This is a genomic window from Tuberibacillus calidus DSM 17572 (assembly GCF_000430685.1).
Classification (GTDB): Bacteria; Bacillota; Bacilli; order Bacillales; family Sporolactobacillaceae; genus Tuberibacillus; species Tuberibacillus calidus.
Genome location: NZ_AUMM01000048.1, coordinates 1 through 23,857, shown reverse-complemented (window position 1 = coordinate 23,857; position 23,857 = coordinate 1). Strand labels below are relative to the sequence as shown.

General features: G+C 42.8%; 27 protein-coding genes. 20 read left to right on the top strand and 7 right to left on the bottom strand.

Going from position 1 to position 23,857, the window contains the following annotated elements:
• The first annotated feature begins 496 nt into the window (after positions 1-496).
• From H532_RS0111855 to H532_RS0111840, 4 genes are all read left to right on the top strand, one after another.
• The gene (locus tag H532_RS0111855) at positions 497-886 is read left to right on the top strand and encodes a GntR family transcriptional regulator (RefSeq protein ID WP_027725661.1); all 390 of its coding nucleotides are present in this window, start codon (positions 497-499) and stop codon (positions 884-886) included.
• Positions 879-1,781, top strand: a complete 903-nt coding sequence (locus H532_RS0111850) for an ABC transporter ATP-binding protein (protein WP_027725660.1) — start codon at positions 879-881, stop codon at positions 1,779-1,781. Before H532_RS0111855 ends, H532_RS0111850 begins: the two co-directional genes overlap by 8 nt.
• Positions 1,753-3,492 (top strand): DUF6449 domain-containing protein, encoded by a 1,740-nt coding sequence (locus H532_RS0111845; protein ID WP_027725659.1) that lies wholly within the window; start codon positions 1,753-1,755, stop codon positions 3,490-3,492. The genes H532_RS0111850 and H532_RS0111845 overlap by 29 nt, the downstream gene beginning before the upstream one ends.
• Positions 3,493-3,613: 121 nt before the next feature.
• Positions 3,614-4,087 (top strand): hypothetical protein, encoded by a 474-nt coding sequence (locus H532_RS0111840; RefSeq protein WP_027725658.1) that lies wholly within the window; start codon positions 3,614-3,616, stop codon positions 4,085-4,087.
• A 47-nt stretch (positions 4,088-4,134) separates the two neighbouring features.
• Here the strand turns inward: H532_RS0111840 and H532_RS0111835 are convergent, their stop codons facing one another.
• Positions 4,135-4,323: a hypothetical protein gene (locus H532_RS0111835; RefSeq protein ID WP_027725657.1), complete on the bottom strand. Its 189-nt coding sequence runs from the start codon at positions 4,321-4,323 to the stop codon at positions 4,135-4,137.
• Positions 4,324-4,420: 97 nt separating this feature from the next.
• Positions 4,421-5,119: an NAD(P)H-dependent oxidoreductase gene (locus H532_RS0111830; RefSeq protein ID WP_027725656.1), complete on the bottom strand. Its 699-nt coding sequence runs from the start codon at positions 5,117-5,119 to the stop codon at positions 4,421-4,423.
• A gap of 422 nt (positions 5,120-5,541) precedes the next feature.
• Between H532_RS0111830 and H532_RS0111820 the strand changes: the two genes are divergently transcribed.
• From H532_RS0111820 to H532_RS0111790, 6 genes are all read left to right on the top strand, one after another.
• Complete coding sequence (locus tag H532_RS0111820) at positions 5,542-6,078, top strand: YbaK/EbsC family protein (RefSeq protein WP_027725654.1); 537 nt, start codon at positions 5,542-5,544, stop codon at positions 6,076-6,078.
• A 241-nt stretch (positions 6,079-6,319) separates the two neighbouring features.
• Positions 6,320-7,414, top strand: coding sequence for an SDR family oxidoreductase (locus H532_RS0111815; RefSeq protein ID WP_027725653.1), 1,095 nt, complete (start codon positions 6,320-6,322; stop codon positions 7,412-7,414).
• Positions 7,415-7,430: 16 nt separating this feature from the next.
• On the top strand, positions 7,431-8,798 hold the full coding sequence (locus tag H532_RS0111810; protein ID WP_027725652.1) for an aldehyde dehydrogenase: 1,368 nt from the start codon (positions 7,431-7,433) through the stop codon (positions 8,796-8,798).
• A 37-nt stretch (positions 8,799-8,835) separates the two neighbouring features.
• The gene (locus H532_RS18715) at positions 8,836-9,996 is read left to right on the top strand and encodes an ATP-binding protein (RefSeq protein WP_051263292.1); all 1,161 of its coding nucleotides are present in this window, start codon (positions 8,836-8,838) and stop codon (positions 9,994-9,996) included.
• 349 nt (positions 9,997-10,345) lie between these two features.
• Positions 10,346-11,146 carry an undecaprenyl-diphosphate phosphatase gene (bacA, locus tag H532_RS0111795; RefSeq protein WP_027725651.1) on the top strand — a complete coding sequence of 267 codons (801 nt, stop codon included), beginning with the start codon at positions 10,346-10,348 and terminating at the stop codon, positions 11,144-11,146.
• A 225-nt stretch (positions 11,147-11,371) separates the two neighbouring features.
• The gene (locus tag H532_RS0111790; RefSeq protein WP_027725650.1) at positions 11,372-12,472 is read left to right on the top strand and encodes an SGNH/GDSL hydrolase family protein; all 1,101 of its coding nucleotides are present in this window, start codon (positions 11,372-11,374) and stop codon (positions 12,470-12,472) included.
• A 120-nt stretch (positions 12,473-12,592) separates the two neighbouring features.
• Here H532_RS0111790 and H532_RS19955 read toward each other — a convergent pair whose 3' ends face one another.
• Positions 12,593-12,763, bottom strand: a complete 171-nt coding sequence (locus H532_RS19955; RefSeq protein ID WP_081412451.1) for a YjcZ family sporulation protein — start codon at positions 12,761-12,763, stop codon at positions 12,593-12,595.
• A gap of 242 nt (positions 12,764-13,005) precedes the next feature.
• Here H532_RS19955 and H532_RS18710 point away from each other — a divergent pair, with 242 nt between their 5' ends.
• Both H532_RS18710 and H532_RS18705 read left to right on the top strand, forming a co-directional pair.
• A complete protein-coding gene (locus tag H532_RS18710) occupies positions 13,006-13,323 on the top strand; it encodes a hypothetical protein (RefSeq protein WP_051263291.1) in 318 nt (105 codons plus the stop codon).
• Between the two features lie 232 nt (positions 13,324-13,555).
• On the top strand, positions 13,556-15,190 hold the full coding sequence (locus tag H532_RS18705) for an FMN-binding glutamate synthase family protein (RefSeq protein ID WP_051263290.1): 1,635 nt from the start codon (positions 13,556-13,558) through the stop codon (positions 15,188-15,190).
• Positions 15,191-15,267: 77 nt separating this feature from the next.
• On the opposite strand, the gene H532_RS0111765 is transcribed toward H532_RS18705, so the two are convergent.
• The 3 genes from H532_RS0111765 to H532_RS0111755 all read right to left on the bottom strand — a co-directional run bounded on the left by H532_RS0111765 (position 15,268) and on the right by H532_RS0111755 (position 16,624).
• Positions 15,268-15,540, bottom strand: a complete 273-nt coding sequence (locus H532_RS0111765; RefSeq protein ID WP_027725649.1) for a hypothetical protein — start codon at positions 15,538-15,540, stop codon at positions 15,268-15,270.
• Positions 15,537-16,100 (bottom strand): tetratricopeptide repeat protein, encoded by a 564-nt coding sequence (locus tag H532_RS0111760; protein ID WP_245566462.1) that lies wholly within the window; start codon positions 16,098-16,100, stop codon positions 15,537-15,539. Before H532_RS0111760 ends, H532_RS0111765 begins: the two co-directional genes overlap by 4 nt.
• Before the next feature lie 119 nt (positions 16,101-16,219).
• Positions 16,220-16,624, bottom strand: coding sequence for a hypothetical protein (locus tag H532_RS0111755; protein WP_027725647.1), 405 nt, complete (start codon positions 16,622-16,624; stop codon positions 16,220-16,222).
• A gap of 272 nt (positions 16,625-16,896) precedes the next feature.
• Here H532_RS0111755 and H532_RS0111750 point away from each other — a divergent pair, with 272 nt between their 5' ends.
• From H532_RS0111750 to H532_RS20710, 6 genes are all read left to right on the top strand, one after another.
• On the top strand, positions 16,897-17,304 hold the full coding sequence (locus H532_RS0111750) for a GntR family transcriptional regulator (RefSeq protein ID WP_027725646.1): 408 nt from the start codon (positions 16,897-16,899) through the stop codon (positions 17,302-17,304).
• Positions 17,301-18,023 carry an ABC transporter ATP-binding protein gene (locus tag H532_RS0111745; protein WP_027725645.1) on the top strand — a complete coding sequence of 241 codons (723 nt, stop codon included), beginning with the start codon at positions 17,301-17,303 and terminating at the stop codon, positions 18,021-18,023. Before H532_RS0111750 ends, H532_RS0111745 begins: the two co-directional genes overlap by 4 nt.
• Positions 18,013-18,789: an ABC-2 transporter permease gene (locus H532_RS0111740; protein ID WP_027725644.1), complete on the top strand. Its 777-nt coding sequence runs from the start codon at positions 18,013-18,015 to the stop codon at positions 18,787-18,789. The genes H532_RS0111745 and H532_RS0111740 overlap by 11 nt, the downstream gene beginning before the upstream one ends.
• Positions 18,790-18,814: 25 nt before the next feature.
• Positions 18,815-19,762 carry an ABC transporter ATP-binding protein gene (locus H532_RS18700; RefSeq protein ID WP_051263293.1) on the top strand — a complete coding sequence of 316 codons (948 nt, stop codon included), beginning with the start codon at positions 18,815-18,817 and terminating at the stop codon, positions 19,760-19,762.
• A gap of 12 nt (positions 19,763-19,774) precedes the next feature.
• Positions 19,775-20,917 carry an ABC transporter permease gene (locus H532_RS0111730; RefSeq protein WP_027725643.1) on the top strand — a complete coding sequence of 381 codons (1,143 nt, stop codon included), beginning with the start codon at positions 19,775-19,777 and terminating at the stop codon, positions 20,915-20,917.
• 173 nt (positions 20,918-21,090) lie between these two features.
• Positions 21,091-21,579 (top strand): hypothetical protein, encoded by a 489-nt coding sequence (locus H532_RS20710; protein WP_051263289.1) that lies wholly within the window; start codon positions 21,091-21,093, stop codon positions 21,577-21,579.
• A gap of 761 nt (positions 21,580-22,340) precedes the next feature.
• On the opposite strand, the gene H532_RS19945 is transcribed toward H532_RS20710, so the two are convergent.
• Complete coding sequence (locus H532_RS19945; RefSeq protein WP_155995045.1) at positions 22,341-22,445, bottom strand: YjcZ family sporulation protein; 105 nt, start codon at positions 22,443-22,445, stop codon at positions 22,341-22,343.
• A 502-nt stretch (positions 22,446-22,947) separates the two neighbouring features.
• Between H532_RS19945 and H532_RS0111715 the strand changes: the two genes are divergently transcribed.
• Both H532_RS0111715 and H532_RS20985 read left to right on the top strand, forming a co-directional pair.
• Positions 22,948-23,232 (top strand): hypothetical protein, encoded by a 285-nt coding sequence (locus H532_RS0111715; protein WP_027725642.1) that lies wholly within the window; start codon positions 22,948-22,950, stop codon positions 23,230-23,232.
• A gap of 66 nt (positions 23,233-23,298) precedes the next feature.
• The gene (locus tag H532_RS20985) at positions 23,299-23,415 is read left to right on the top strand and encodes a small acid-soluble spore protein P (protein ID WP_081412448.1); all 117 of its coding nucleotides are present in this window, start codon (positions 23,299-23,301) and stop codon (positions 23,413-23,415) included.
• The last annotated feature ends 442 nt before the right edge of the window (positions 23,416-23,857 follow it).

Below are 23,857 nucleotides of genomic sequence, written 5' to 3'. Positions count from 1 at the left end.
AGTTTTCTTTTTTAAAAAAAAGCATTATTTAAAGGTTAAAAACAAGCCAAAAAAAGTAACAAAAAAGTAACGAAAGGTAACGAAAATAGGGTTGCAGGAGGATACTTTAGGATATGAAAGTAAGCAAAAATCCTTATTTTAAGGCATATACGGTGACCATAGGAAATTTAAAAATACTCCTTTCCTACCTTGACAGGGTAGGGGTCACAGGTTCAAGTCCTGTGCAGGTCACCATACATAATCTTTGAGTAACGTGCTTTTTCGAGAGATTGTCTCCGAGGAAGTGCGTTTTTTATTTTTTTAAAAATGCCTGAGGGATGAATTCTTCAGGCTTTTTAGTATTGGATTAAAAAACCTGCCCCATTGATATTAAATACGAATAAATGTCGAAAAGTTTTTGCAAATATCACTTCCTTTTTTTGACGATTTTTTATAAAATAATACTGTACTATGAATAATAGTACAGTTGGTACGGTTTAAGAACGGGAGGGCGTTTATGTTTGATTTAGATTGGCGAAGCCGTAAGCCGATTTATGAACAACTGGTCGAGAAAATTAAAACCCTCATTATTAATGATGTTTGGAAAAAGGATGAACAACTGCCTTCCGTCAGAGCTTTGGCTGAACAGTTGACCATTAATCCAAACACCATCCAAAAAGCCTATCGTGAGTTAGAAACGCAAGGATATATTTACTCCATTAAAGGAAAAGGCAGTTACGTAAACAGCGTTCCTGACATCGAGAAGGCGGAAAAAAGAAGGAAGATTAAAAGTGAACTCACCCGTTTAATGGCCGAAGGATTATATCTCGGATTAACATTCAATGAGCTCTATCAACTCTTGAAAGAACTGGATCAAAAGATAAACGGAGGGGAGCATGATGATTGAGGCAAAAAATCTTTGGAAGCGTTTTGATGAGGGAGATGTATTAAAAGATGTCTCGTTTACCGTAAAAAAAGGTTCCATTTACGGGCTTCTAGGTACAAACGGGGCTGGAAAAACGACATTGCTGAAAACGATCGCAGGGGTTTACCAACCGGAGCGAGGGCAAGTTACCATTTCCAGTCAGCCCGTGTTTGAAAATCCAGCCATTCAAGAACGGTTCGTTTTCATGCCAGATGCCCTCTATTTCTTTTCACAATATACCATCCAACAGATGGCACAATTTTATAAACAGATTTATCCCACGTGGAGTGATGAGCGATTTCATGCATTGCATGAGGTGTTTCGTTTGGATCCCCGCAAGAAAATTCATAAATTATCCAAAGGCACCAAACGGCAGGTCGCCTTTTGGTTATTGCTATCAACCATGGCGGATGTCTTTATTTTGGATGAACCGTTTGACGGATTGGATCCGGTCATGCGCAAAAAAATAAAAAGCTTGCTGTTGCACGATGTCGCTGAACGCGAAGTCACTATCCTGATTTCCTCTCACAACCTCAGAGAAATCGAAGACTTTTGCGACCATATCGGCATGTTGCATGCTGGCCAATTAGTATTAGATAGGGAACTCGATGATGTGAAGTCGGAAATACATAAAGTACAAGCAGCTTTTAAAGACGGACTTCCTGAGGATTTATTCCGTTCGGTCGACCTTTTATATAAAGAGGAGCGGGGCAGCGTCTTGCTATGCATCGTGCGCGGGGATGTCGAGGATATTCTCATCGAATTCAGGAAATGGCAGCCGGTGATATTGGATGTTTTACCGCTGACATTGGAAGAAATTTTTATTTATGAAATGGGGGAAGTGGGTTATGCCATTGAAACCATTCCGTTATCATAAAGCGCTACTTAACCTAAACATCCGGCAAACGGGTTGGTTAGCGATCGTCAATTTTTTGGTGTTGTTATTTTCCGTTCCGCTACAAGTTTTTTTTGCCTGGGAACATCGTCAGGCGATCGGACATTCTCCTAGTGATTTTGCCCATTATCATAACTTGTTTTCGGAATATTTTGATGTTCAATTTGTCTTAATGATCGGCTTTCCGGTATTGCTTTCAATGGTGTTGTTTCGGTATTTACACCATCGAACCGCTTGTAATTTTTTTCATAGTTTGCCCATAAGGCGGGGGACGCTTTATGCACACTTTACTACCATAGGGGTCGCCTACATTCTCTTACCGCTATTATTAAATGGTGCCATACTGCTTTTAATGCGTACGGCACTTTCTGAGATGAACTTCTTTTACCGATATAAAGATGTTGGCTATTGGGTAACGGTGACGGGGACATTTGAGCTACTTATTTTTGCCGCGGGTGTCTTTGTCGCTTTCCTTTCGGGAATGTCCAGTGCCCAAGCAGTCCTGACATACATTTTATTGTTATTTCCCACAGGGATCATGGATTTAATCTTTGTGAATCTTCGTTTCTTTCTATTTGGGCTTTTACCAGATTACTATAATGAGAACACGTTGATGTCGCTTTCGCCGTTGACAGATGCGGCCTTAAATCTTGCATATGATAAAAATACTCTCCAGTGGGAAAAAATTATCGTTTATTTAGCTTTTGTGATACTATTTTTGAGTTTGAGCTTATGGTTATATAAAAAGCGCCCTTTAGAAGCTGTCTCCCAGGCAATTATTTTTCGCCAATTACGGCCGATCTTTAAGTATGGCGTGACCTTTTGTTCCATGTTACTTGGAGGAGCCTATTTTGGCAGTGTCGGTAACAATTTGGTTTGGGTGTTCATCGGGTACCTCACAGGCTCTTTAATTGGTTATTTTATTGCAGAAATGGTTTTGCAAAAGTCGTGGCGGGTTTTCACTCATATTAAAGGGTACCTTTGGTTCGCCGCGGCAGCGACCATTCTGATCCTGCTAGCACAGGCAGATATTACCGGTTTTCAGCATCGCGTGCCTGACTTAAAAGATATCAAACGCGTGTATTTTTCTTCGAATTCATTTGCTTATTTACAAAAACTAAAGGCGAATGCTCCTTTTATTGCCGACGGGCCATCTCAATATGCGGAACCGTATCTTTATGAATCGAAAAATATTGAAACGATCCGTGAACTCCATAAGGAAATCATAAAAAATAAGTCTAAATTAACGAATAAGGATATTTATCCAGAAACGGTCTTTATTGCTTATGAGTTAAAAAATGGTCATCGCGTCATTCGGGAATACCATCTTCCTGACGGTAATCCTTATGCGGCTTATTTAAGAAGAATATATAATTCCAAGGAATATAAGGAAAGCGAATTTGGGGTACTTAACATCCGACCGGAACAAGTAGCGGAAATTAAGATCACACCCAATGACTCCGACGTCAAGAAGGGACTGATTACGGAAGCGGATCAAATTCATGATGCTTTAGAGGCGCTCAAGGAAGATATCATGAAAGTCGAGGTCGTTCCCAATACGATTTATAACTCCGATGCCATGATTACGGTTCAACTTAAAACTGGAAAAAACAAACAGTTTGATATGCCATTTAATGACAATTACTCGCGATTTGAAAGGGTGCTCCAAGAGTATGGACTGTTGGATAAGTAACGCTTATCCGGAAAATACATGACGATAGCTGTTGTCATCAACCGAAAACAGCTCGCAGAAACGATCCGTTAGCGAGTAAAATTTGGTAAAGAAACATAACCTAAGGGGTGGAGGTGTCGACATGAAAAACCGGAAAACCTTTTTGTTATTGTTAATGATCTTGCCGTGGCTTTCCGCCCCGCTCCTTGGAAAGCACACGTTTCGGAAGTTTGGGTTGAGCGCTATATTCATCTGCACACTGACCAAAGCCATACATTTATTCGGGGAAAAAATGCAATGGTGGCGTTTTTATAAAGGCATTCCGCCGTTTAGGAGTATGAATTTCTTTAACTTAGGGCCTTATTTTGTGACGAGTCTCTGGGTGCTGAGGTGGACTTTCGGAAAATTACCATTGTATTTGCTCACCAATTGTTTGCTTCAGATTGCTTTTATTTTCGGGGGTGGGGTTGAATGGGCGACGCGATGGAAAGTATTCAAACTTGTGCGGATTTCAAAATGGCAATATTTCTTTATTGATTTATGTCGGGCACTGTCTTTATACGGATTTCAATACCACGTTGAACGTGCTGGTGATTGCCAAAACGCGGCTAAATAAAAAGAGGGTGTCCGCATTTGAGACACCCTTATCATTGTCACGGGATGTTACTCTCCCCAGCGTCTCGGACTCCATAGGGTACCGTCGATTTCCGCTTCCATCTGTTCCATTCGCCTGCTCTGTTCCTTGATAATGCCTTGAGCAGCTTTTATTAAGACGCGCAGTGTCTCATCCGCCGTTTTCTCCAAGGTGCGCTCCAATTCCGAAAGAATCCATTCTTCTTTTTCTTTTTCCATGTTCATTCCTCCGATATGCTTCCTATAAAAATAGGTAAGGGTTGCCCAAAGTTTTTTCGTCAAATGAGCCTCCGCGTACGACGATGCGGTATGAGTTTTAAGGGCGCCGTATATCTTCCAATACCATTTTTAGCCCATCAATCGTTTGACGATTTTCTTCAATCACTTGGATGGCAAAGCGAATGCGCTGTGTGAGTTCTGCATCCGAATTCCCGGTCATCGCTTTTTGCAATCGGTTTATCAACCATTCTTCCCGGGTTTCTAAGCTGTGATCATTTTTCATCGTTAATAACTGCCAATATTTAATTAAGGTTTCTGTCTTTTCTTCATCATCCATGTAACCAAATTGAAACACGGCGAGCGGACGAAGGTAGGTCATCCCTGTTTTATGAGCCATGGCTTGAAAAGGTTTTGTTAATTCATTAATGCTAAAGCGTTCGCTACCGCCGGCTTGGTACTCTCGCTCGTTAATGCCGATCATGATGATCAAACCAAATTCTTTTCCGTAAAGCGCTCGTCGACCTTCACCGTAAGCGAAGCCCTCAAGAAGGACTTCATCCTGCCACTTTTTTAACATATACGGGGAACTGTACCAATAAAAAGGGAATTGAAAGAGGATGCGGTCATGGCTGTTAAGCAAGGCCTGTTCCTCAGCGACGTTGATTTGGCCATCCGGATAAGCGCTTTCAAGATGATGCACGGTAACATCGTCAAAGCCTTTCACTGAGTGGAGAAAAAATTGCTGACTGGCTGAATCAAGTATTTCCGGATGGCTAACGATGACAAGTGTTTTCATACCGATCTCCTTCCGCATGTCCAAGCGTTTTTTAAGTATTCCCATTTTAACATGTACGATAGGTAAAATGAAAAAAATCGCTGACTCAATGGGACTCATTACTGTCATCATATTTCACCCAATGATGAAGGAGGTGCTTAATAGAAAAGCAGGCTATAAAGAAAACCACCATGCCTTTTGGGTAAAGACAGATCCCCCGTTGCTCTTATACCGGCGTGTAAAAATAATATACTTTTTACCAGTGCAAATGAAAAGGAACAAGGCTTCCCTCTTTTCCTTCGTACCAAAGCTCCTTGCAAGAGTTGTTTCAGTAGATCTAGAGAGCATCTTGATCATGCGCCGCGGGACAGAATGGTAAAAAGTTTTTTCATCGACGCTGAATTATGGTAAAATTTCGAGAAAACGATAAGAAGGTGAAAGACATGTCATTGGAAAGTGTCAAAGCTCATTTTCGGAAATGGCAGCGGGAAGGCGACATCATGGAATTGACATCATCAAGCGCTACAGTAGAAGAAGCAGCCGAGACGATCGGCGTTGTGCCGGCCCGTATCGCCAAAACGCTTTCTTTCAAGGGAAAAGACGATCAAACGCTTTTGGTTGTCACGAGTGGTGATGCGAAAATCGATAATAAAAAATTCCGCCAGACATTTGGGTTTAAAGCCCGCATGTTAACCGCGGAAGAAGTCGTGGAACGCACAGGGCACGTCGTTGGCGGGGTTTGCCCATTTGGATTAAAAACCGATTGTGGCATTTATTTAGATGTTTCGCTTAAGCGTTTTTCATCGGTCTTCCCTGCTTGCGGAAATACACATTCGGCGATTGAATTAACACCATCAGAACTTGAGCTATTTTCTCAAGCGACTGGCTGGGTGGATGTCTGTAAAGGCTGGGAGGACGAATACGTCCAGAAGACGGACACTCGAAACAGTGAGAGCCAATACATAAACGAGCTGTCATGAGAAGGACCCTTCTGAAAAATGGACGGGAAAATAGGACCCGCAAAGAGAAGGGTCCGTCTTTTTATAATGGTTAGAAACGATCGCTTGAATGATGAGGTAGGACCAAATTTTATTCAGCGGCGGAAAAATCCCCAATAAACAGGTAAACATTCTGCGTTAATAATTTTTAAAATGACAAGGAATTATTCTGAAATTAGAGAAAATATATTAATAAAATAAGTAAGGAAAGGGAGGAAAACCTATGGCACATTATTTTTTTACCGGCTTTCCCGGTTTTATTTGTACGGCATTAATTAAAGAACTCCTCCGGGAAACCGAAGAAGTCGAAAAGGTTTTTGTACTTGTTTTGCCCCAATTTGCGCAAAAAGCGAACGAGGAAATTGGAAAAATAGCGCATGATGCTAACCGCCCCAGAGACCATTTTACTGTCATAACGGGGGACATCACTCAACCGAATCTTGGCATTGCTCCTGAATACCAGGAAGAGTTGCAAGATAAAGTGAATTATATTTTTCATTTGGCGGCGATCTATGACCTTGCTGTGCCGTACGACTTAGCTTATAACGTGAATGTTAATGGGACGAAAAATGTCAATGATTGGGTCATGACATTGAAAAATCTGAAAAGGTATATCTATTTTAGCACCGCCTATATTTCCGGCACACGGGTCGGCCGTATTTACGAGACGGAGTTCGATATGGGGCAAAGCTTTAAAAATCATTATGAAAGCACCAAATTCGAAGCGGAGAAGTGGGTCAGAACGCTTTTTGATGAAGTACCGTTAACCATCATTCGACCTGGGATCGTCAAAGGCCACTCAGAAACTGGGGAAACCATTAAGTTTGACGGTCCCTACTTTATGTTGAATTTGTTGGATCGGATGCGCCATTTCCCCATCATTCCTTATTTCGGTGAAAGCGCTGCTGAAGGTAATTTTGTGCCTGTGGATTATGTGCTGAAAGGGACGATTTATCTTGCCCATGCCGAAAAGGCGGTCGGGAAAACGTACCATTTAACGGACCCGAAGCCATACCGGATGCGCGATGTTTATCGCATGATGATGGAAGCGTACTTGCATAAAAAACCGGTTGGCACAATGCCGCTTTCATTCGCCAGAGGGTTATTGTCCATACCGAGCGTGCGCAAATGGCTGCGCGTTGAAAAGGAAGCGTTGGATTATTTGACGTGCCAAGCAGAATACGATGCGTCGATCGCCCAACAAGATCTTGCTGAAGCTGGCATCGTCTGCCCGGATTTTGCGGACACGCTCGCTTCGATGATTGCCTTTTACGATGCTCACAAGAATGATCCGGACAAACAACTTTCGATCAAATAACGGGGAGAGGATCACATTGGAACAAATAACTGCTCTGGTACGCTCGCAAAAACGATATTTTAAAACCGGTGAGACGAAAAAATATGAGACGCGCATACAGGCACTGAAAACGCTCCATGCGGCGCTAAGTGCTCATGAATCCGCCTTAACGGAAGCCTTGGCTTCTGATTTAAATAAATCGGCGTTTGATGCTTATGTCACGGAAATCGGTCTTGTTTTAAAAGAAATACGGTTTATGATCAAACATTTGAAATCCTGGATGAAGCCCAAAAAAGTCAAAACAGCGCTCACGCATTTTGGGACTAAAGGCTATATTTATCCTGAGCCTTACGGGGTGACGCTCATTATCTCACCGTGGAATTATCCGGTTCAGCTGTCACTCATGCCGCTTGCTGGGGCTGTAGCGGCGGGCAATACCGTCATTTTAAAACCGTCGGAAGTTGCGCCGCAGACGGCGAAGTGTTTAGTGGACATGTTCAAAAATGCGTTTTCTACTGAATACATCGCGGTCGTCCAAGGAGGGCCTGAGACGAGCACAGCACTGTTAAATGAAGACGTGGACTATGTGTTCTTTACCGGTGGGACGGCTGTTGGCAAAATCATTATGGAACAGGCCGCGCGCCGCTTGATTCCCGTCACATTGGAGCTCGGCGGAAAAAGCCCGGCGATTGTCCATGAGGATGCCCCTATTGAATTAGCAGCTAAGCGTATCGCTTGGGGAAAATTCATGAACGCAGGCCAGACCTGTGTCGCTCCGGATTATGTCTATGTCCATAAAACGGTGAAAGATGCCTTTTTAGAGGCGTTGAAGGCGGCCGTCGATGAACTGTATGGAGACGATATCGCGCAAGAGAATACGACAAAAATCATTAACGAGCGCCATTTTGACAGACTTGTGGGTTATTTATCTGAAGGACACATTCTTATTGGAGGCGAAACGAACCGCAGCAAGCGCTTTATCGCTCCTACTGTATTAACGGATGTCACCTGGACGGATCCGGTCATGCAGGAGGAGATTTTTGGGCCGATATTGCCGGTTATGGAATATGAAAATTTGAACGCCATTCTCCGCGAAATTAGCGATAAACCGAAACCGCTAGCTTTCTATCTTTTTTCCAAAAACAGAGACATCCAACACCACGTGGTTGACCGAGTGTCATTCGGCGGAGGAGCGATCAACGATACCATTTATCACATGACGACACCTTATTTGCCATTTGGGGGCATCGGCGAAAGCGGCATCGGCGCCTACCACGGCCAATTTAGTTTTGCGACCTTTTCCCATCAAAAAAGTGTCTTAAAACAAACCACGCGTTTTGACCTGCCATTCAGGTACCCGAACGCGAAAAACGGTTTAAAGCGCATCAAGCTGTTTTTAAAATAACGTCATGGCATTATAACTTGAAAGGAGGTAGGGGATAGTGACTTCACCGCTCGCTGTCGAACGGCTCATTCAATTTTTAGATGAAAAAGAAGAAGAAATCATGGCAGCATGGATCAAAAAAATGGGGGAACATGGTAACGACGATGCGACCTTAAAGCCGATCGGAAAATGTCTATACCAATTGCTGAAAAGCTCGATCATCACACCGCTTCCTGATGAGTCACTTCAGACCTTCGCGGAACAGCTTGCCGAAGAACGGGCCAAAGGAAAGGGAAACATCGGCGACTTTGTCTATCAAATCATCTGTGGTCGTAGAGTTTTGTTTCATTATATTTTAGAATTTGGTTTTTCGTTGGATGAGATTGGTGAAGCGTTGGATCACCTCATTACGACCTTTGACCGCTTTTGCTATTTTTCTGTGGCCAAATATTCAGAGATAAAAGACAAGGAACTAGCCGAAAAAGTTTTCTTGATCAATCAAACGCATAAAGACCGACTGACTCTCCTTGGTCAGCTGTCTTCCAGTTTTGTTCATGAATTTCGCAATCCGTTGACAAGCGTGATGGGGTTCGTGAAACTTCTTAAATCCGACCCGCATCATACCGAGTATTTAGAGTTCATTGAATACGAACTCCAGCAATTAAATTACCGCATTACCCAGTTTCTGCATACGTCAAAAAAAGATATTGCCGATAAAGATAAAGAGATGGTCTCACTTGCTGCCATCATGACGGAAATCCTTGATTTTATCTATCCGTTAATGGTGGACCTGGATTGCGAATGGACAACAAACATAGAATCCGATTGTCACTTTTTTGCCTATCGGAGCGAGCTGAAACAAGTGTTGCAAAACATTTTGCTTAATTCCTTGGATGCTTTAAAGGAACGGCCGAAACCGCGGCGCGTATCCGTGATCTCCCGAAAAGAAGAAAGATATGTGATGATCCGCGTTTCCAATAACGGCCCGAAAATTCCGGAGGATAAAATCGAAACCATTTTTGAGCCGTTTTTTACGACGAAAGAATTGGGAACGGGCATCGGACTCTATGTCTGTAAAAAAATCATTGAAAAGCATAAAGGTAAAATCATATGTGAATCGGATGATGCCTGGACCCGGTTTACCATTTACTTGCCTCTTGAAATCTACTATATAAAGCGAGTCCATCTTAATGGTGAGGTTGACTTGGTTTGGCCTTAATTTGCCATATTGATCGCTATGAATTCCCATTGCGATACGCCTCATCCGTCTACATACCTCTTGTTAGGACGAAAATTAGAGGCTGACTCAACCATCCGGGGTCAGATCCCATATGAATCAGCCTCCATATTCTCATCTCGTTAAAATCCCCCCATTTCCCGCTGATCATATCCGGTACTCCATTCATCTGTTAAAATGCGTTTTTCAAGAAGGAGGGTTATTTTCACGATTAGGTTATGTCAGTTGCCGTCATCTGTCTGCAGCTGACAACTCTTTTGGGGTCACGAACGGTTGTCGAATGGTGGAATTTCATGTATTGTGTATAAGGGAAAACTGATAGAGGAGCGACATTATGGACATTATCAAAGCGATCATTGAAGGCATCGTTGAAGGCCTAACTGAATTTGCACCGATTTCATCGACCGGGCATTTGATTTTGGTCGGTGATTTAATCGGTTTTACAGGGGATAAAGCGAAGACGTTTGAAATTTTTATTCAGCTCGGTTCGATTTTAGCCGTCGTCGTTTTATATTTTAAAAGATTCCTGAGTTTGTTCGGACTGGCAAAAATTGAAGGAGAGCGCAACCCGCTTAATCTTTTACATATTATCATAGCGGCTATTCCGGCATCCGTTTTAGGATTAGTCTGCCATGATTTCATTAAAGACAAGCTCTTTTCACCGACAACGGTTTTAGTTGGACTTGTTGCGGGCGGCATCCTCCTAATCGTTGCAGACAAGCGTGGAAATCATGCAAAGAGTGAAACGATCGACCACATCTCTTATAAACAAGCGTTTCAAATTGGTCTCTTTCAATGCTTGTCTTTATGGCCAGGGTTTTCGCGGGCGGGCTCGACGATTTCCGGAGGGCTTTTAATCGGCTGTGGGTACAAGGCAGCGGCGGAATTTTCCTTTATCCTTGCGGTTCCGATGATGGTCGGGGCGACCGGTCTCGATTTGCTGAAAAGCTTAGATACCTTATCACCGAAAGATCTACCGCTGTTTTTGACGGGTTTTATCACGGCTTTTATCGTGGCAATGCTTTCGATTGTATTTTTCTTAAAGCTGCTGCAACGGATTAAACTCACACCTTTTGCCATTTACCGTTTTGTTCTTTCAGCGCTGTTTTTGGTTTATATGCTTCTCATTTGAGATCCTTGAAAAACTGATGAAAAAGAGAGGCCGCCTCACTCATCCTTCCTTAGGATGTTTGAGACGGCCAACACTTTTTTGGGATTAAAAGGGGGTACGTCCATAAAATTCGCATGGGGATGGAATTTTTGTGGGTGATCGAAAAAAAGTAATGACTGATGGCCCCTTTCACCGTACATTATAAAAAAGAGTCGTATGGAAAGGGGGAAGGGGACGCAACACAAAATGAAAAAATGGATGTATTTAGCCACTATCTTAGCGGTGGGCATTGTTTTGGTCCTGGCCAACTTGGGTCACGGGACTGAGGCCAAAAAAGCCAAACAACCCGTTCATATTTTGGCCGGCATTGACAGTCTGACGAATGGGCGTTTATACGGATCAAATAAAAGTCGTTATTTGGATGATTTTATTCCAGCACTGAAAAAACAATACGGAGATGGGGGACCCGGCTATATTCCGTTTGACACGCTTTATTTTCAACGAGAGGGCGTACGCCTTGAATTCAGTGGTAACTTAAAAGAGATCAACGATTTGCCTCATGATGTGGCACCGGCAATCTACAGCTTCGATTTTAAAGGCCTGTATACCCTTCGTGGACAATCAGATTTTATTAAAATGGATTTAAACCGCTCTTTTACAATGGCAAAGCTTTTTTATTTAGAACAAGGTGGAGGAGGCTCCTTTGAAGCAGGTTCGGGCGGACATTTTATAAAAGTGAAAACAAATGGCCGAACGGGCTTGGGCGTCATCACATTGCCTGGTCATTCCCCGCGGCATTCTCTCATCATCCGTCATATTCGTGGGCGGGTGACGTTATTTGGCGGGTATTTTTACAACCCGTCCGGGGTGATTGTCAGCCGCGTCGGCCAAGGTGGTGACCGGCTGGAATGGTATGCTGGTTTGAATAAACGCACGCTCATTCAATGGATTCAGGCACTTCAACCCGATTTATATATTTTTAATGGTGGAATGAATGATCGCAACTGGCTTTCGGCGTACCGTTACAAAGCTTCCCTGGATATGTATTTAACGCCTTTTTTAAAATCGCATTGCACGCTGATCCTTTCCATTCCAAATGCGATTCGCGGGGATGAAACCCGGCTCAAAGCCTATAGTCATGAACTACGTCTCTTTTCTAAACAGTATCATACAGGGCTCATTTCATATCAGGATGCTTTGGGAACATCATACCGCGAAGCTTACTTAAAAGGCTATATGGCCGATGATATCCATCCGAATGCCAAAGGAGCAAGTGTCATGAGCCGCCATCTTTTGAATTATCTCAACCATCATGAGGTCTTTCGGGCATTGCTTTCTACCAAATAAAAAGGTTCACCCAAAAACCCCCTTATGCAAACCCAAAAAAGTACAAAAAGGTTCCAATCATCAACAGGTGATGGTCGGAACCTTTTCTCATTATTATTTTAGGCGGGTTATGTTTAGCTTTTAATAGACATATGCCGTCCCGACAATAATCAGCAAGATAAAGAGGACGACGATGAGCGCAAAATTATTGACGCCATACCATCCATAGCCACAATGGCTGAAACAGCCGCAGCCACCGACATAACCACCGCCGTAAGGAGCATTGGCTCCCCAGTGACCGTAATAGGGCATTACCATGGCAAAAACCTCCTTAGAATGGGATTACTGCATCTTATGCGTGGCGTGACAGATTGTATAGGGCAATAACCCAACCGATGAAAAGGGTAGGCCTATGTCCTTTCGTATAGGGCAAAACTACTACTTTTGAAGGAGAAGGTAACGTTTGCACGAAGTTAAAAACTAGGCATATTCACCGAAACGATGAATACATTGGCATTGACTCGTCCTAATTAAACGGAAAGTGAGGAACCGGTATGGAACAGCTTTTCTCCATTGATTTTGGTGCCTATCTCGCTTTGGCTTTTGTCCTTTATGCCATTCGGGAAGCAACCCGTATTAGCAATCGCTACATTCCGCTTGTCGCCATTTTACTGGGCATTCTTTACGCCTGGTTTGAAGCGGGGGCGATGACCGCTGAAGTCCTTCTAACAGGTATTAAATACGCTTTATATGGAGTCGGAACGGTAGCTACTTTAAAGTACACATTGGAAAACGCGGGAAAAGTGCCGAAAGACCCAGAGCGGCCAAATACTTCCGATCGCCACAGAAAATTTTGGCATGGTAAATCGTAAAAATATTGCAAGGCACCTTAGGGTGAGAAGCGGTTCAAGAGTAAAAGATGTATCAAGGAGGGCCACGAAAAATGATCGGCCCTCTTTTCTATGCATGTCCCAACCATCCCGCTTTTTAAAATCATACATTATGCCGAACGGGCTGTTTTTGCTGTTCAAGGTTTCGTGCATAGATTCCACCAACCGTGAAACAATAAAATAGTCTTAAATTTTGAAGAGCGGAGGTGGAATGATGCCTTTTGCCCATATTTTAACGATTATCGGTTTTACCGTCGTCGTCTTGATCATTTTAATTCTATTGATCACTTTTGCGACGATGTTTATTCATGACCGCCGCCAAGATCGTCATCCGGTTTTAAGAAATTACCCAGTGTTAGGGAAGTTGCGTTATTTTTTGGAAGCTATTGGTCCGGAAATGCGTCAATATTGGTTTAACAGCGATACGGAAGGGAAGCCATTTTCAAGAGATGAATATGAACATGTGGTGAAAACGGCGAAATATAAACGGGATGTTTTAGCTTACGGTTCAAAAAGGGATTTTGATAAAGAAGGGTATTATGTGCGCAATGCGTTATTTCCAAAGCAGATGGAGGAACTAAAACTCGATCGCGAAACAAAAGTGAAAACATATAAATATTTATTGGTTAAGGATAGTCTGTTTGGCATGCGTAAAGAAGATCGGGTAGAAGATGAGAGTCTAGCGTATTTGCTTCATGACGATGATGCCGTCGTCATCGGCCCGAACACACCGAATCCCTTTGTCGCGAAAGGTCTTATCGGCATGTCCGCGATGAGCTACGGTGCCTTAGGAAAAAATGCCATCACTGCTTTATCTCTTGGCCTCGGCATAGCGAAAGGAACGTGGATGAACACTGGAGAAGGGGGACTTTCTCCATATCATTTGAAAGGAAATGTCGACATCATCATGCAAATCGGCCCTGGTCTCTTCGGTGTCAGGGATAAAGAAGGACATATTAGTTGGGAGGCTTTAAAGGAGAAAGCGGCGATCCCGCAAATCAAAGCTTTTGAGTTAAAGCTTGCGCAAGGGGCAAAGGCGCGCGGAGGACATGTAGACGGTGAAAAAGTGACGCCTGAAATCGCTGAAATTCGCAAGGTAGAGCCATGGAAATCGGTGGACAGCCCAAACCGCTTCCATGAATTTAACGATGCCGCTTCCATGATTGACTTTATAGAAAAGATTCGCGAAGTCACGGGCAAACCCGTGGGTATTAAACTTGTTGTCGGCAGTAATGAATCGATTTTCGAACTGGCTGCAGAAATGAAACGAACGGGAAAAGGCCCGGACTTTATTACAGTAGACGGTGGTGAAGGGGGAACAGGGGCTTCTTATCAGGAACTGATGGATGCCGTCGGTCTTCCAATTAAATCGGCGTTGCCGATTTTGGATTGCACATTGAAGCGGTTCGGCGTGCGCGACCGCGTCAAAATTATTGCTTCCGGGAAATTAATTACACCGGATCGAATCGCTGTCGCCTTGGCGCTTGGGGCGGATTTGGTGAACATTGCTCGCGGATTCATGATCACCGTCGGTTGCATTCAAGCGTTAAAATGCCAGTCTAACATTTGTCCGACTGGGGTGGCGACCACCAATCCACACTTGGAGAAAGCGCTCGTCATCGATGAGAAGAAATGGCGCGTCGCCAATTATCTCATTACGTTAAGAAGAGGCTTGTTCCGCCTTGCCGCAGCCGCCGGCATTGATTCCCCCGTTCACTTTTCTCATGAGCACATCGTTTTTAAAGATGATAAAGGCGTCGTCCAGTCGCTTGAAGAGATCTATTCCCAAATCAACGACCGCATCATGAAGATCAAGTACGAAGAATCCGGCTCCACTACAGCTGGCTAAAAAAAGAGAAACCGCAGAAGTGCGGTTTCTCAGTTAAGCTTCCTCCTAAGCTAATCAGGTTTGATAAAAGATGCTGGTTACATAGGAATACGACCTTCTTGGGCTAATAGTACTGAAGACATAGGAATACGACCTTCTTGAGCTAATAGCACTGGAGACATAGGAATACGACCTTCTTGGGCTAATAGTACTGAAGACATGGGAATACGACCTTCTTGGGCTAATAGCACTGGAGACATAGGAATACGACCTTCTTGGCTAGTTTGGTATTGATGAAATCCTAAACTAAAAACGCCTATCGTTACCGCAACCAAAACAGTTAAAAAAGTTAATTTAATTTTCTTTTTCATTTTAACGCCCCCAATTCAGATATTTTATTTTGAGCTTTTATCATTAATTGATAATATTGTACAGCTTCTTGATATTTTTGATTAGCTGCGTAGTAATCGGCAAGATATTTCGAATATTCTTCAACATAATTCCAATCATTTTCATTTAGAAAATGGTTTATACCTTCTTTTAATGTTTTTTCAGTCATTTCTTTATCGGATTCCGTATATAAGACTTTGAGTAAATTGAAACGAATTTGGTATGTGGGTAAATTTTCTTTTTGGGCTATATTTAGTCCTTTTTTTAGCCAATTCTCCGCTTCATTTATCTTGCCTAATTTATAGTACTCCCTAGCAATTAAATAAATAGTTTTATAGTTAGGTGAGTTTCCGGAAATGGATTCAGTTAACCAGTGAATAGCAGCTTTGGACATATTTTGCTCTGCATATAACAAACCAAGATCGTGATAAATTAAAGACCTCATTGAATTATCTTTGTTAGCATAATTTAAAGCATTATAAAAACGTTCTTCAGCTTCTTCCCATTGGTGTAAGTTAACACTGTTTAGTCCTAAGGCAATTTCACAAGTTGCGATACGTCTATCGTATCCGTTTTCAGTTTTAAAAAGATTTAAGGCATTTGATATATAATGAATAGATTCGATAGTTTTTCTTATATGGTAGTAAATTGTTCCTAGTTTTAAAAAAATTCAGCTTTTTCTATTCGATTAGGTACGTGTACAAGTTTATCAGCCGCAATATGAAATTTATCCAAGGCAATTTTGTATTCGCCTTTAAGTAATAAATAACAAGCTTTGAATAAATAGTAATAATATTTTTGTTTATCGTTTAACTTATCTGTCCCTAGTTTTTCTAATTGATCCAAAGAAACCGCAGCTTCACTAAGGTTTTCAAGGATAACATCATGCCCCAACGAGATCAGCCAATATTCTGGGTGAGTGAAGATATAGCCTTTGATATGCTTAACAATGCTGTCGATTTTGGATTTGATTTCCTCAAGTTTGTCAATATCCTTCAAACGGACTTCAAACCATTCATCGTATAAGTTCTGCAAAGTATCTAATTCTACCGTTTGATTCTGCAAGCCATTCCCCCCTCCCGTAATATTTTATATTTTCCCTTTAGTTCTAATATACCATAACTATACCATCAAGATTATTGGGAAAATATACGGAAATATAGGCAAATGATCATGAAAACATATGTTTCTTTTTCCCAATTTTTAAATGTTTAGGCTTCAATTGTAAATCACATAAAAAATTTTTTAACTCAGTTGCATTAGGTGTATTAAGTGATATAATACACTTAGAGTAAACAAAACATTTTGTTTACAGCCTTCTGAAGGAGGAAGGTAGAATGGATCAGAAGGAAGTAAGCGGCATCTCGTTTCAAATAGACTTTAGCCAACCGCTCTACGAACAAATCTTAAATCAGATCCGAAGCGCCATTGTGAGGGGGGAAATCGGCTTGGGAGAAAAAATTCCATCCGTAAGAGAACTGGCTCGAGGCCTGCACATCAATCCCAATACGGTCATGCGCGCTTATCAGGAATTAGAGCGTGACGGATTAACTGAAAAGAGAAGAGGTCAAGGCACGTTCGTCACTTCTTCGTCAAAACGCGTGGAAGCTTTTCGCATGGAAGTGGCTAAAGAACAGATACATACATTTATCGAGCAAATGAAAAATCTCGGGCTCACTTGGGAAAACGTGCGCGCGTACATCGACCAACTGCTTGATGACGACAAAGGAGGAGAAAATCCATGACGGATTGGGCCGTAAAAGGGGAAGCGCTATTTAAAAGCTATGGTGACAACAAAGCACTTTCCGGGCTTGACTTGGCGATACCAAAAAATAAAATCGTTGGCATCCTCGGGCCGAATGGGTGCGGCAAATCGACATTATTTCGGATGATGACTGGACTTGTCAAACCCGACAGCGGCACCATCGAAGTGCTCGGCAAGACACCGGGATGGCGGACGAATCGGGAAATCGCTTATTTGCCTGATCGCGCCCGTTGGTATCCCAACCACAGCGTACGACAAGCCTTTCAATGGGCCGAGAGTTTTTTCCCAGGTTTTGAGATTGAAAGTGCAGTAAAATTGGCTCGCTATATGGACATCGATTTACATTTAACCGTCAAAGGCATGTCGCGCGGACAAGAGGCGCGCTTAATGCTCATTCTATGTATCGCTCGTCGCGTCCCGCTCATTGTTTTAGATGAGCCATTTTCCGGCATCGATGTCATCTCACGAGAACATATAATAGATGGGATCATTGATTTTATTGGAGAACGAGAACAAACGATTTTAATCAGCACGCACGAAATCCATGAAATCGAAGGGATGTTTGAATACGTGCTTCTCATGGATAAAGGAAAAGCACTTTGGTCTGGTGACATTGAAGAATTACGCGCTCAGCACGGCTCGCTACACACGGTATTCCGGTCATTTTATAAAAGGAGCGTGATAACCAATGGCTCCTAATGTCTTTTGGAAATTGGTCCACCATGAATTTCATTGGTCAGGTAATCGGCGGAAGAGCAAAAGAAAATTATCCGGCAAATGGTGGGCGGCCCACATCATTTTTGTCATTCTCCTCGGGTTCTTCATTTTGACGATGTTTAGCGGCTCGAAAGGCTTTAACCTTCAAAATCTATGGTTTTTCTCTCTCGGGTTGCCTTTTGCCATCTTTTTCATCGGCTACGGCACGGTAAAAAAGGAGTGGGATAATGAAACCCAGGGTTGGTGGCTCTCGCTGCCGTATTCACGCTCTTTTATCACCGGTGCAAAATTATTAGGTTCATTGCTTCAGACATGGTTGGTACTGGTTGGTGTCTATTTGCTAGCGGTCGTTTATGGGCTTTATATGATCGCCGTTGATAGCCACCTTGCGATTACGGACTTAGGAGCATTTTTACTCACGGGTTTCGCTTGGATTTTTACGCTCGTGATCTTTAGTCCGCTTATTTTGGCACTCGGGATGTCTCTTTCTCTTGTGGTCTATACCGAATACCGACCAGTGACACCAATTTTATGGGTGGTATACATGGGAGCAGGAAGCTTCTTTTATTGGGGTTATGGGAATGTCAATAAAATGCAAAACTTTTATAGACTATTCACTGGAGAAGTCGCCGCTACCTGGTTCCCTTTTCCGTTTTATATTTATGGGTTGGCGGTTATTGGCTGGGTGTTCACCTATCTTATTGTCCGCTATCTTGGCGGTTTATTAGAAAAAAAATTAGCCTTATAGGAAATGGGGGACAAAAGTGAATCAAATGGACTTAAAAAATCCACAACCTAACAGGGAAACGCTCCTTGAGGTTGATCATTTAAGAAAAACGTTTGGCAAGCTTGAAGCGCTGAAAAACGTTACCTTCTCAGTGAACACCGGCAGTTGCTTTGGCCTGCTCGGACCAAACGGGGCGGGAAAATCGACAACGATGAAAATTTTGGCCGGGATCCTTTCGGCAGATAGCGGTTCCGCCCGTCTTTTAGGGAAAAACGTGTTGCTTGATAAATCCGTGGTTGCGAAAAACGTCGGTTATGTCCCGCAAGAAATCACGTTATATGAAGAATTTACGGCGCTGGAAAACTTAACGTTTTTTGGAGAGTTATATGGCGTTAAAGGCCGTGAGCTAAGAAAACGAACAGAAAAAGTCTTGGAAGACACCGGTCTTGCCGAACGTGCACGTGACAAAGTGAAAACATTTTCCGGCGGCATGAAGCGGCGAATAAACATCGGTTGCGCTTTACTCCATCGGCCGCGTTTACTGATTTTGGATGAACCGACCGTCGGCATTGATCCGCAATCGCGAAACCGCATTTTCGAGATGATTCGCAAGCTCACAGAGGAGGGCGTGACCGTCATTTATTCCACGCACTATATGGAAGAAGTAGAACAATTGTGTGATGAAGCAGCCATCATTGATCACGGTGAGGTCATGGCCCATGGTCCGCTTGGGGAGCTGCTTGAGCGCTATGGAAGAAAAGCGGTTTATTTGGAAGTGACAGGACTAAAGGAAATCCCGCAACATCCATTAATAAAAGCCGCAAACCGCGAAGGCATCGGCTGGATCCTCGAATCGGAAAATTTACCTGAATTAATGCAATGGTTGCTATCGGTTGCCTCGAACCAAAGGTGGGAGGTCAAACAATTGGATATTGTCAGGCCATCACTCGAACAAGTTTTCTTAACGGTTACTGGAACCGCTCTGCGGGATTAGGAGGATGTACCTATGAAAACCATTATTAAAAAAGAAATCAAGATGATGCTCAGAGAAAAAGGCAATTTGTTTTTCCTGATTATCATGCCCATTTTATTTATTGTGATGTTCGGATCGATATTCGGAAAAACAGACCATTTTTCGCTCACGATACACTATATTGATGACGATGCCACATCTATGTCATCTGCTTTTATTCACCAAGTTGATCAGGTGAAGGGCGTCAAAATGGTTCATGAAAAAGCATCGGATTTGCCAGATGTCATTGATAAAATTAAAAAAGGCCAGTTGTCCTTTCTTTTAGTCGTCAATGATGGTTTTGAGGCATCACTAAAAGATGGAAAACAAGCTCACATTAAATTTTATCAAGACCCAGCTATGGAATCCGAAGGCGGAACCATCGAAGCCATCTTGCAATCGATTGCTGATGATTATCGAAAGCAGAAAATCATGAATACATTGCACGCCCTTGGCCAGTCGAATGAAGCCATAGCCAAGACGCTTGAGCCTGCGGTTCACATCAAAAAAATCACCCCGGCCGTCGAAAGTATCAATACCATCACCCAAGTGGTACCCGGGATGACCGTCATGTTTGTCTTTTATATCATGATTTCGATGACGCGCCGCTTTTTTAAGGAAAAAGATTCCAGATTATTGTCAAGATGTCAAAGCACCGGCATGAAGCCGATTGAATATTTAATCGGCATGTGGATTCCCTATGCGCTCGGCGTTGTCGTTCAATGCACCGTGCTTCTTGCGTTTGGTCATTTTGTCTACCATCTCCATCTCGGGGATCTGAAAGCCTTGTGTTTATTGATTTTGGCTTTAAGTCTCTGCGGTTCAGGAATCGGTTTGGCGTTATCGGTATTAGTGCGCGGGGAAAATCAAGGGATGGCGATCACTCAGGTGGTCGCTCTTGGCGGCGCGATGGTCGGCGGTCTTTGGGTGCCATCCTATCTCCTGCCGTCATTAGTGCAAAAAATTGGTCATCTGACGCCACAGTTTTGGGCACAAAAAGGGCTCCAAGATATTTTCGCCCACGGTGCTGGGGTAAGCGGTATTTGGTTGTCGCTCGTGATTCTTTTCGCGTTTGGCCTCGCAGGCTTATTCATAGCGGTCATCCGCCTTCCGCATTTTTTGAAATCGGCTGCGTAAGTATTAATTAGGATCCTTATCAACTAGGCGTTTTGACCGATTTTTGTAATAAAACGATCGATTGCCCGATTGGGGTTTCATGAAGCGCGCTTCCTGAATATGTTGCAATAGGCGCGGATTGATGTAAGAGAAAAAATGTTATGGCGCTTTAGACATATCAGGAGGTTGATGACATGTATAACAGTGATGGAGGAAATTGGCAGAACCAAAACCCCGATCTTGACCAACCTTATTCTTCTTTTGATGAATCAAATAAAACGACCGCTAATGATGACGACCAAAGGGTTTGGCCGTATACCCAACCGTCCGGGCGCCCACCAGTAACAGGGCAACCGCAATGGTGGCATCATCAACAAGGCGGACAAATGCCGATGCAAACACCTACGACAGGTCCTCAACACGGACAAGGAATGCCTGGAACACAGCCTAGTGGTTATCCGGGCATGCATGGTGGCTGGGGTGACGGCATGGGTGGTATGGGTCACTACGGTTGGCAAGGCCACCACTATGGATGGCAACACGGTTATCCCGGTACTTATCCCCACGGTTACGGGTATCCTGGAATGCCAGGTATGTACGGCGTACCCGGAATGCCTGGTATGCCGGACGGCTGGACCCAACCCGGTTGGCATGGGACTTCGATGGGAACATCAGGGAGATAATCGCCTGAAATCGAGCCGAGAGTTTTCTTGGCTCTTTTTTTATACCCAATTTTTTAAGACAGCATAAGAGGGGGGTCCATTATCTGAATCCTAAAAGTCATTTTGGAGTAGTGAGTGACCAATATGGTATATAGCACGGCTCTAAAAGCCGTTTTCGGCTGAAAAATTTTTGGAAATGGCCTTTAACATGAATTTACTAGAAAAACATGGCTGATTCGAGGATTGTTTTTCCAATATCTGTATTCAAAAAACCACTTAGGAATAGGTAGCGATTCGAAATGGTATTTAGCGGGGTTCTAAAGACCATTTTAGGCAGGAAAATTTTTTGAAATGGTCTTTAGCTTGAATTTATTGGGAAAACAGGGCCGATTCAAGGGTTGATTTTCCAATATCTGTATCCTAAAAGCCATTTTGGAGCAGGAAGCGAACCAAAACGGCCTTTAGCGGGGTTCTAAAGACCATTTTAGGCAGGAAAATTTTTTGAAATGGTCTTTAGCTTGAATTTATTGGGAAAACAGGGCCGATTCAAGGGTTGATTTTTCCAATATCTGTATCCTATTGACCATTTTGTAATGAGAGATAGGTCAAAATGATCTTTAGAATTGAAACGATCAGCGGTATGTCTCGAATCTAAGTAGATTGGGCATGTGTACGCTTTCTCATATAAAAAAGTTGCGGCGAAAAAACGTCGCTTTTTTCACAATGTAAAAGAGGCCGTCATGTCATTCGGCCTCTTTATCATTTTTTAATGTTGTGCTGGATTAGTAGACATAAGCCGTGCCTACAATAATTAACAAGATGAACAATACGACAATTAAGGCAAAACCGTAACCGCCGTATCCAAAGCCACAACCACCGAATCCCATTCCGCAGCCGCAGCCACCAAAACCATAACCCCATGCCGGATATACCACATTCATCACTCCTTCAGAATAGGTTCAGTGTATGGTATGTGAAAAGTGTCCCGTTTGTCTTGTGCATTTATAATGGGTTATCGAAATTAGGCTGATCAATAGGGTAATAGAGTCCGTAATGTCTTTTCGGATTTTGCGACTTTTTGCTGGGGCCGAGGAATGAAAGCTCCCGCATTTTAGATTTTCAGTTGGAATGGATTCTATGTTTCAAACTAAAATGATGACAAAGCAATTGTGTTAAGGAGAAAGGTCCATGAATACACAGTGAAAATGACGGTTGGATCTATTCTAAGCGAAGGCGATTCCGTTTAATACATAAACATTGATGAAAAAGCTGCACCATTTGTTTCATTTTTACATATAGCCCGTCCCTTCTTTATCCGTTATTCATAGAAATAAGATAAGGGTGCCGCTCGATACAGGGCACCCATATTCTCATAAGGGGCGGAAGAAAATGGATGATTTCTTATCGATCCAGTTTGGCATTTACGTTGCAATCGCTTTTGTCCTATATGCCATCCGCCGAGCTCTCAGACTGCCTAAACGTTATCTCCCGCTTTTAGCCATTTGTCTAGGAATCGTTTTTTCTTGGATCCAGGGAGGCGTCTTGAATTACAACACTATACTTCGCGGAATTCAATATGCATTATATGGAGTAGGTATGATTGAAACTATTCGTACGACCTTTGCAGTAAAAAAAGAAAAACATACATCATCACATCGGGATGATACTGAATAATCGATTAACGGGATAAAGACAGAAGTTGCGGTAAATGCTATGGTAAGATCCTGACACAAAGGAGAAATGGAAATGAAGGAAAAAAACAAGCAACAACACAATACAAGCCCAAAACCTCTAAGCGGATCAAAAAAAATTAAGAACCGTAATCATTCACGCAATAACCATGGTGAAGGCAGTTAACTGAGAAAAAAGGCTGTCTCATCGCCTTGATGAAGGGCGCATTTGAGGCAGCCTCTATATGTTATCGGGAAAAATACTGGAGATTCTACGTGTGGAACTTTATCGGGTGATGTTTGTATCTTAAATACTCGATGCGCCCAAAATTTCTGCCTTGGAAAATCCAGCCCCTGCAAAGACTATGGTCATGATAGATTTTGTTCTCAAATCTCGAAAATCATTTATTTCGGCAGCCGTATTTGCCGTATTTCCCGAATCGCAATTTTTAAGAGAGCGGATCACCTATCCGACCTACTGGTAGGGATAAATGTAAATATTTTTAGGTCAGCCAAAAGCTAACTAAGGCTTTGTCTTTACTGAAAGAACCGCACTAAAAATGTAAAAAACTGGAGCGTATGAGCAATTTTAAGGTAGAAACACCACAGAAATGAGCAAAAACAGCATT

Coding starts and splice junctions, on each gene's coding strand:
- H532_RS0111855 (WP_027725661.1), top strand. CDS start 497: ATGTTTGATTTAGATTGGCGAAGCCGTAAGCCGATTTATGAACAACTG.
- H532_RS0111850 (WP_027725660.1), top strand. CDS start 879: ATGATTGAGGCAAAAAATCTTTGGAAGCGTTTTGATGAGGGAGATGTA.
- H532_RS0111845 (WP_027725659.1), top strand. CDS start 1,753: ATGCCATTGAAACCATTCCGTTATCATAAAGCGCTACTTAACCTAAAC.
- H532_RS0111840 (WP_027725658.1), top strand. CDS start 3,614: ATGAAAAACCGGAAAACCTTTTTGTTATTGTTAATGATCTTGCCGTGG.
- H532_RS0111835 (WP_027725657.1), bottom strand. CDS start 4,323: ATGGAAAAAGAAAAAGAAGAATGGATTCTTTCGGAATTGGAGCGCACC.
- H532_RS0111830 (WP_027725656.1), bottom strand. CDS start 5,119: ATGAAAACACTTGTCATCGTTAGCCATCCGGAAATACTTGATTCAGCC.
- H532_RS0111820 (WP_027725654.1), top strand. CDS start 5,542: ATGTCATTGGAAAGTGTCAAAGCTCATTTTCGGAAATGGCAGCGGGAA.
- H532_RS0111815 (WP_027725653.1), top strand. CDS start 6,320: ATGGCACATTATTTTTTTACCGGCTTTCCCGGTTTTATTTGTACGGCA.
- H532_RS0111790 (WP_027725650.1), top strand. CDS start 11,372: ATGAAAAAATGGATGTATTTAGCCACTATCTTAGCGGTGGGCATTGTT.
- H532_RS19955 (WP_081412451.1), bottom strand. CDS start 12,763: ATGCCCTATTACGGTCACTGGGGAGCCAATGCTCCTTACGGCGGTGGT.
- H532_RS18710 (WP_051263291.1), top strand. CDS start 13,006: ATGGAACAGCTTTTCTCCATTGATTTTGGTGCCTATCTCGCTTTGGCT.
- H532_RS18705 (WP_051263290.1), top strand. CDS start 13,556: ATGCCTTTTGCCCATATTTTAACGATTATCGGTTTTACCGTCGTCGTC.
- H532_RS0111765 (WP_027725649.1), bottom strand. CDS start 15,540: ATGAAAAAGAAAATTAAATTAACTTTTTTAACTGTTTTGGTTGCGGTA.
- H532_RS0111750 (WP_027725646.1), top strand. CDS start 16,897: ATGGATCAGAAGGAAGTAAGCGGCATCTCGTTTCAAATAGACTTTAGC.
- H532_RS0111745 (WP_027725645.1), top strand. CDS start 17,301: ATGACGGATTGGGCCGTAAAAGGGGAAGCGCTATTTAAAAGCTATGGT.
- H532_RS0111740 (WP_027725644.1), top strand. CDS start 18,013: ATGGCTCCTAATGTCTTTTGGAAATTGGTCCACCATGAATTTCATTGG.
- H532_RS18700 (WP_051263293.1), top strand. CDS start 18,815: ATGGACTTAAAAAATCCACAACCTAACAGGGAAACGCTCCTTGAGGTT.
- H532_RS0111730 (WP_027725643.1), top strand. CDS start 19,775: ATGAAAACCATTATTAAAAAAGAAATCAAGATGATGCTCAGAGAAAAA.
- H532_RS20710 (WP_051263289.1), top strand. CDS start 21,091: ATGTATAACAGTGATGGAGGAAATTGGCAGAACCAAAACCCCGATCTT.
- H532_RS19945 (WP_155995045.1), bottom strand. CDS start 22,445: ATGGGATTCGGTGGTTGTGGCTTTGGATACGGCGGTTACGGTTTTGCC.
- H532_RS0111715 (WP_027725642.1), top strand. CDS start 22,948: ATGGATGATTTCTTATCGATCCAGTTTGGCATTTACGTTGCAATCGCT.
- H532_RS20985 (WP_081412448.1), top strand. CDS start 23,299: ATGGAAATGAAGGAAAAAAACAAGCAACAACACAATACAAGCCCAAAA.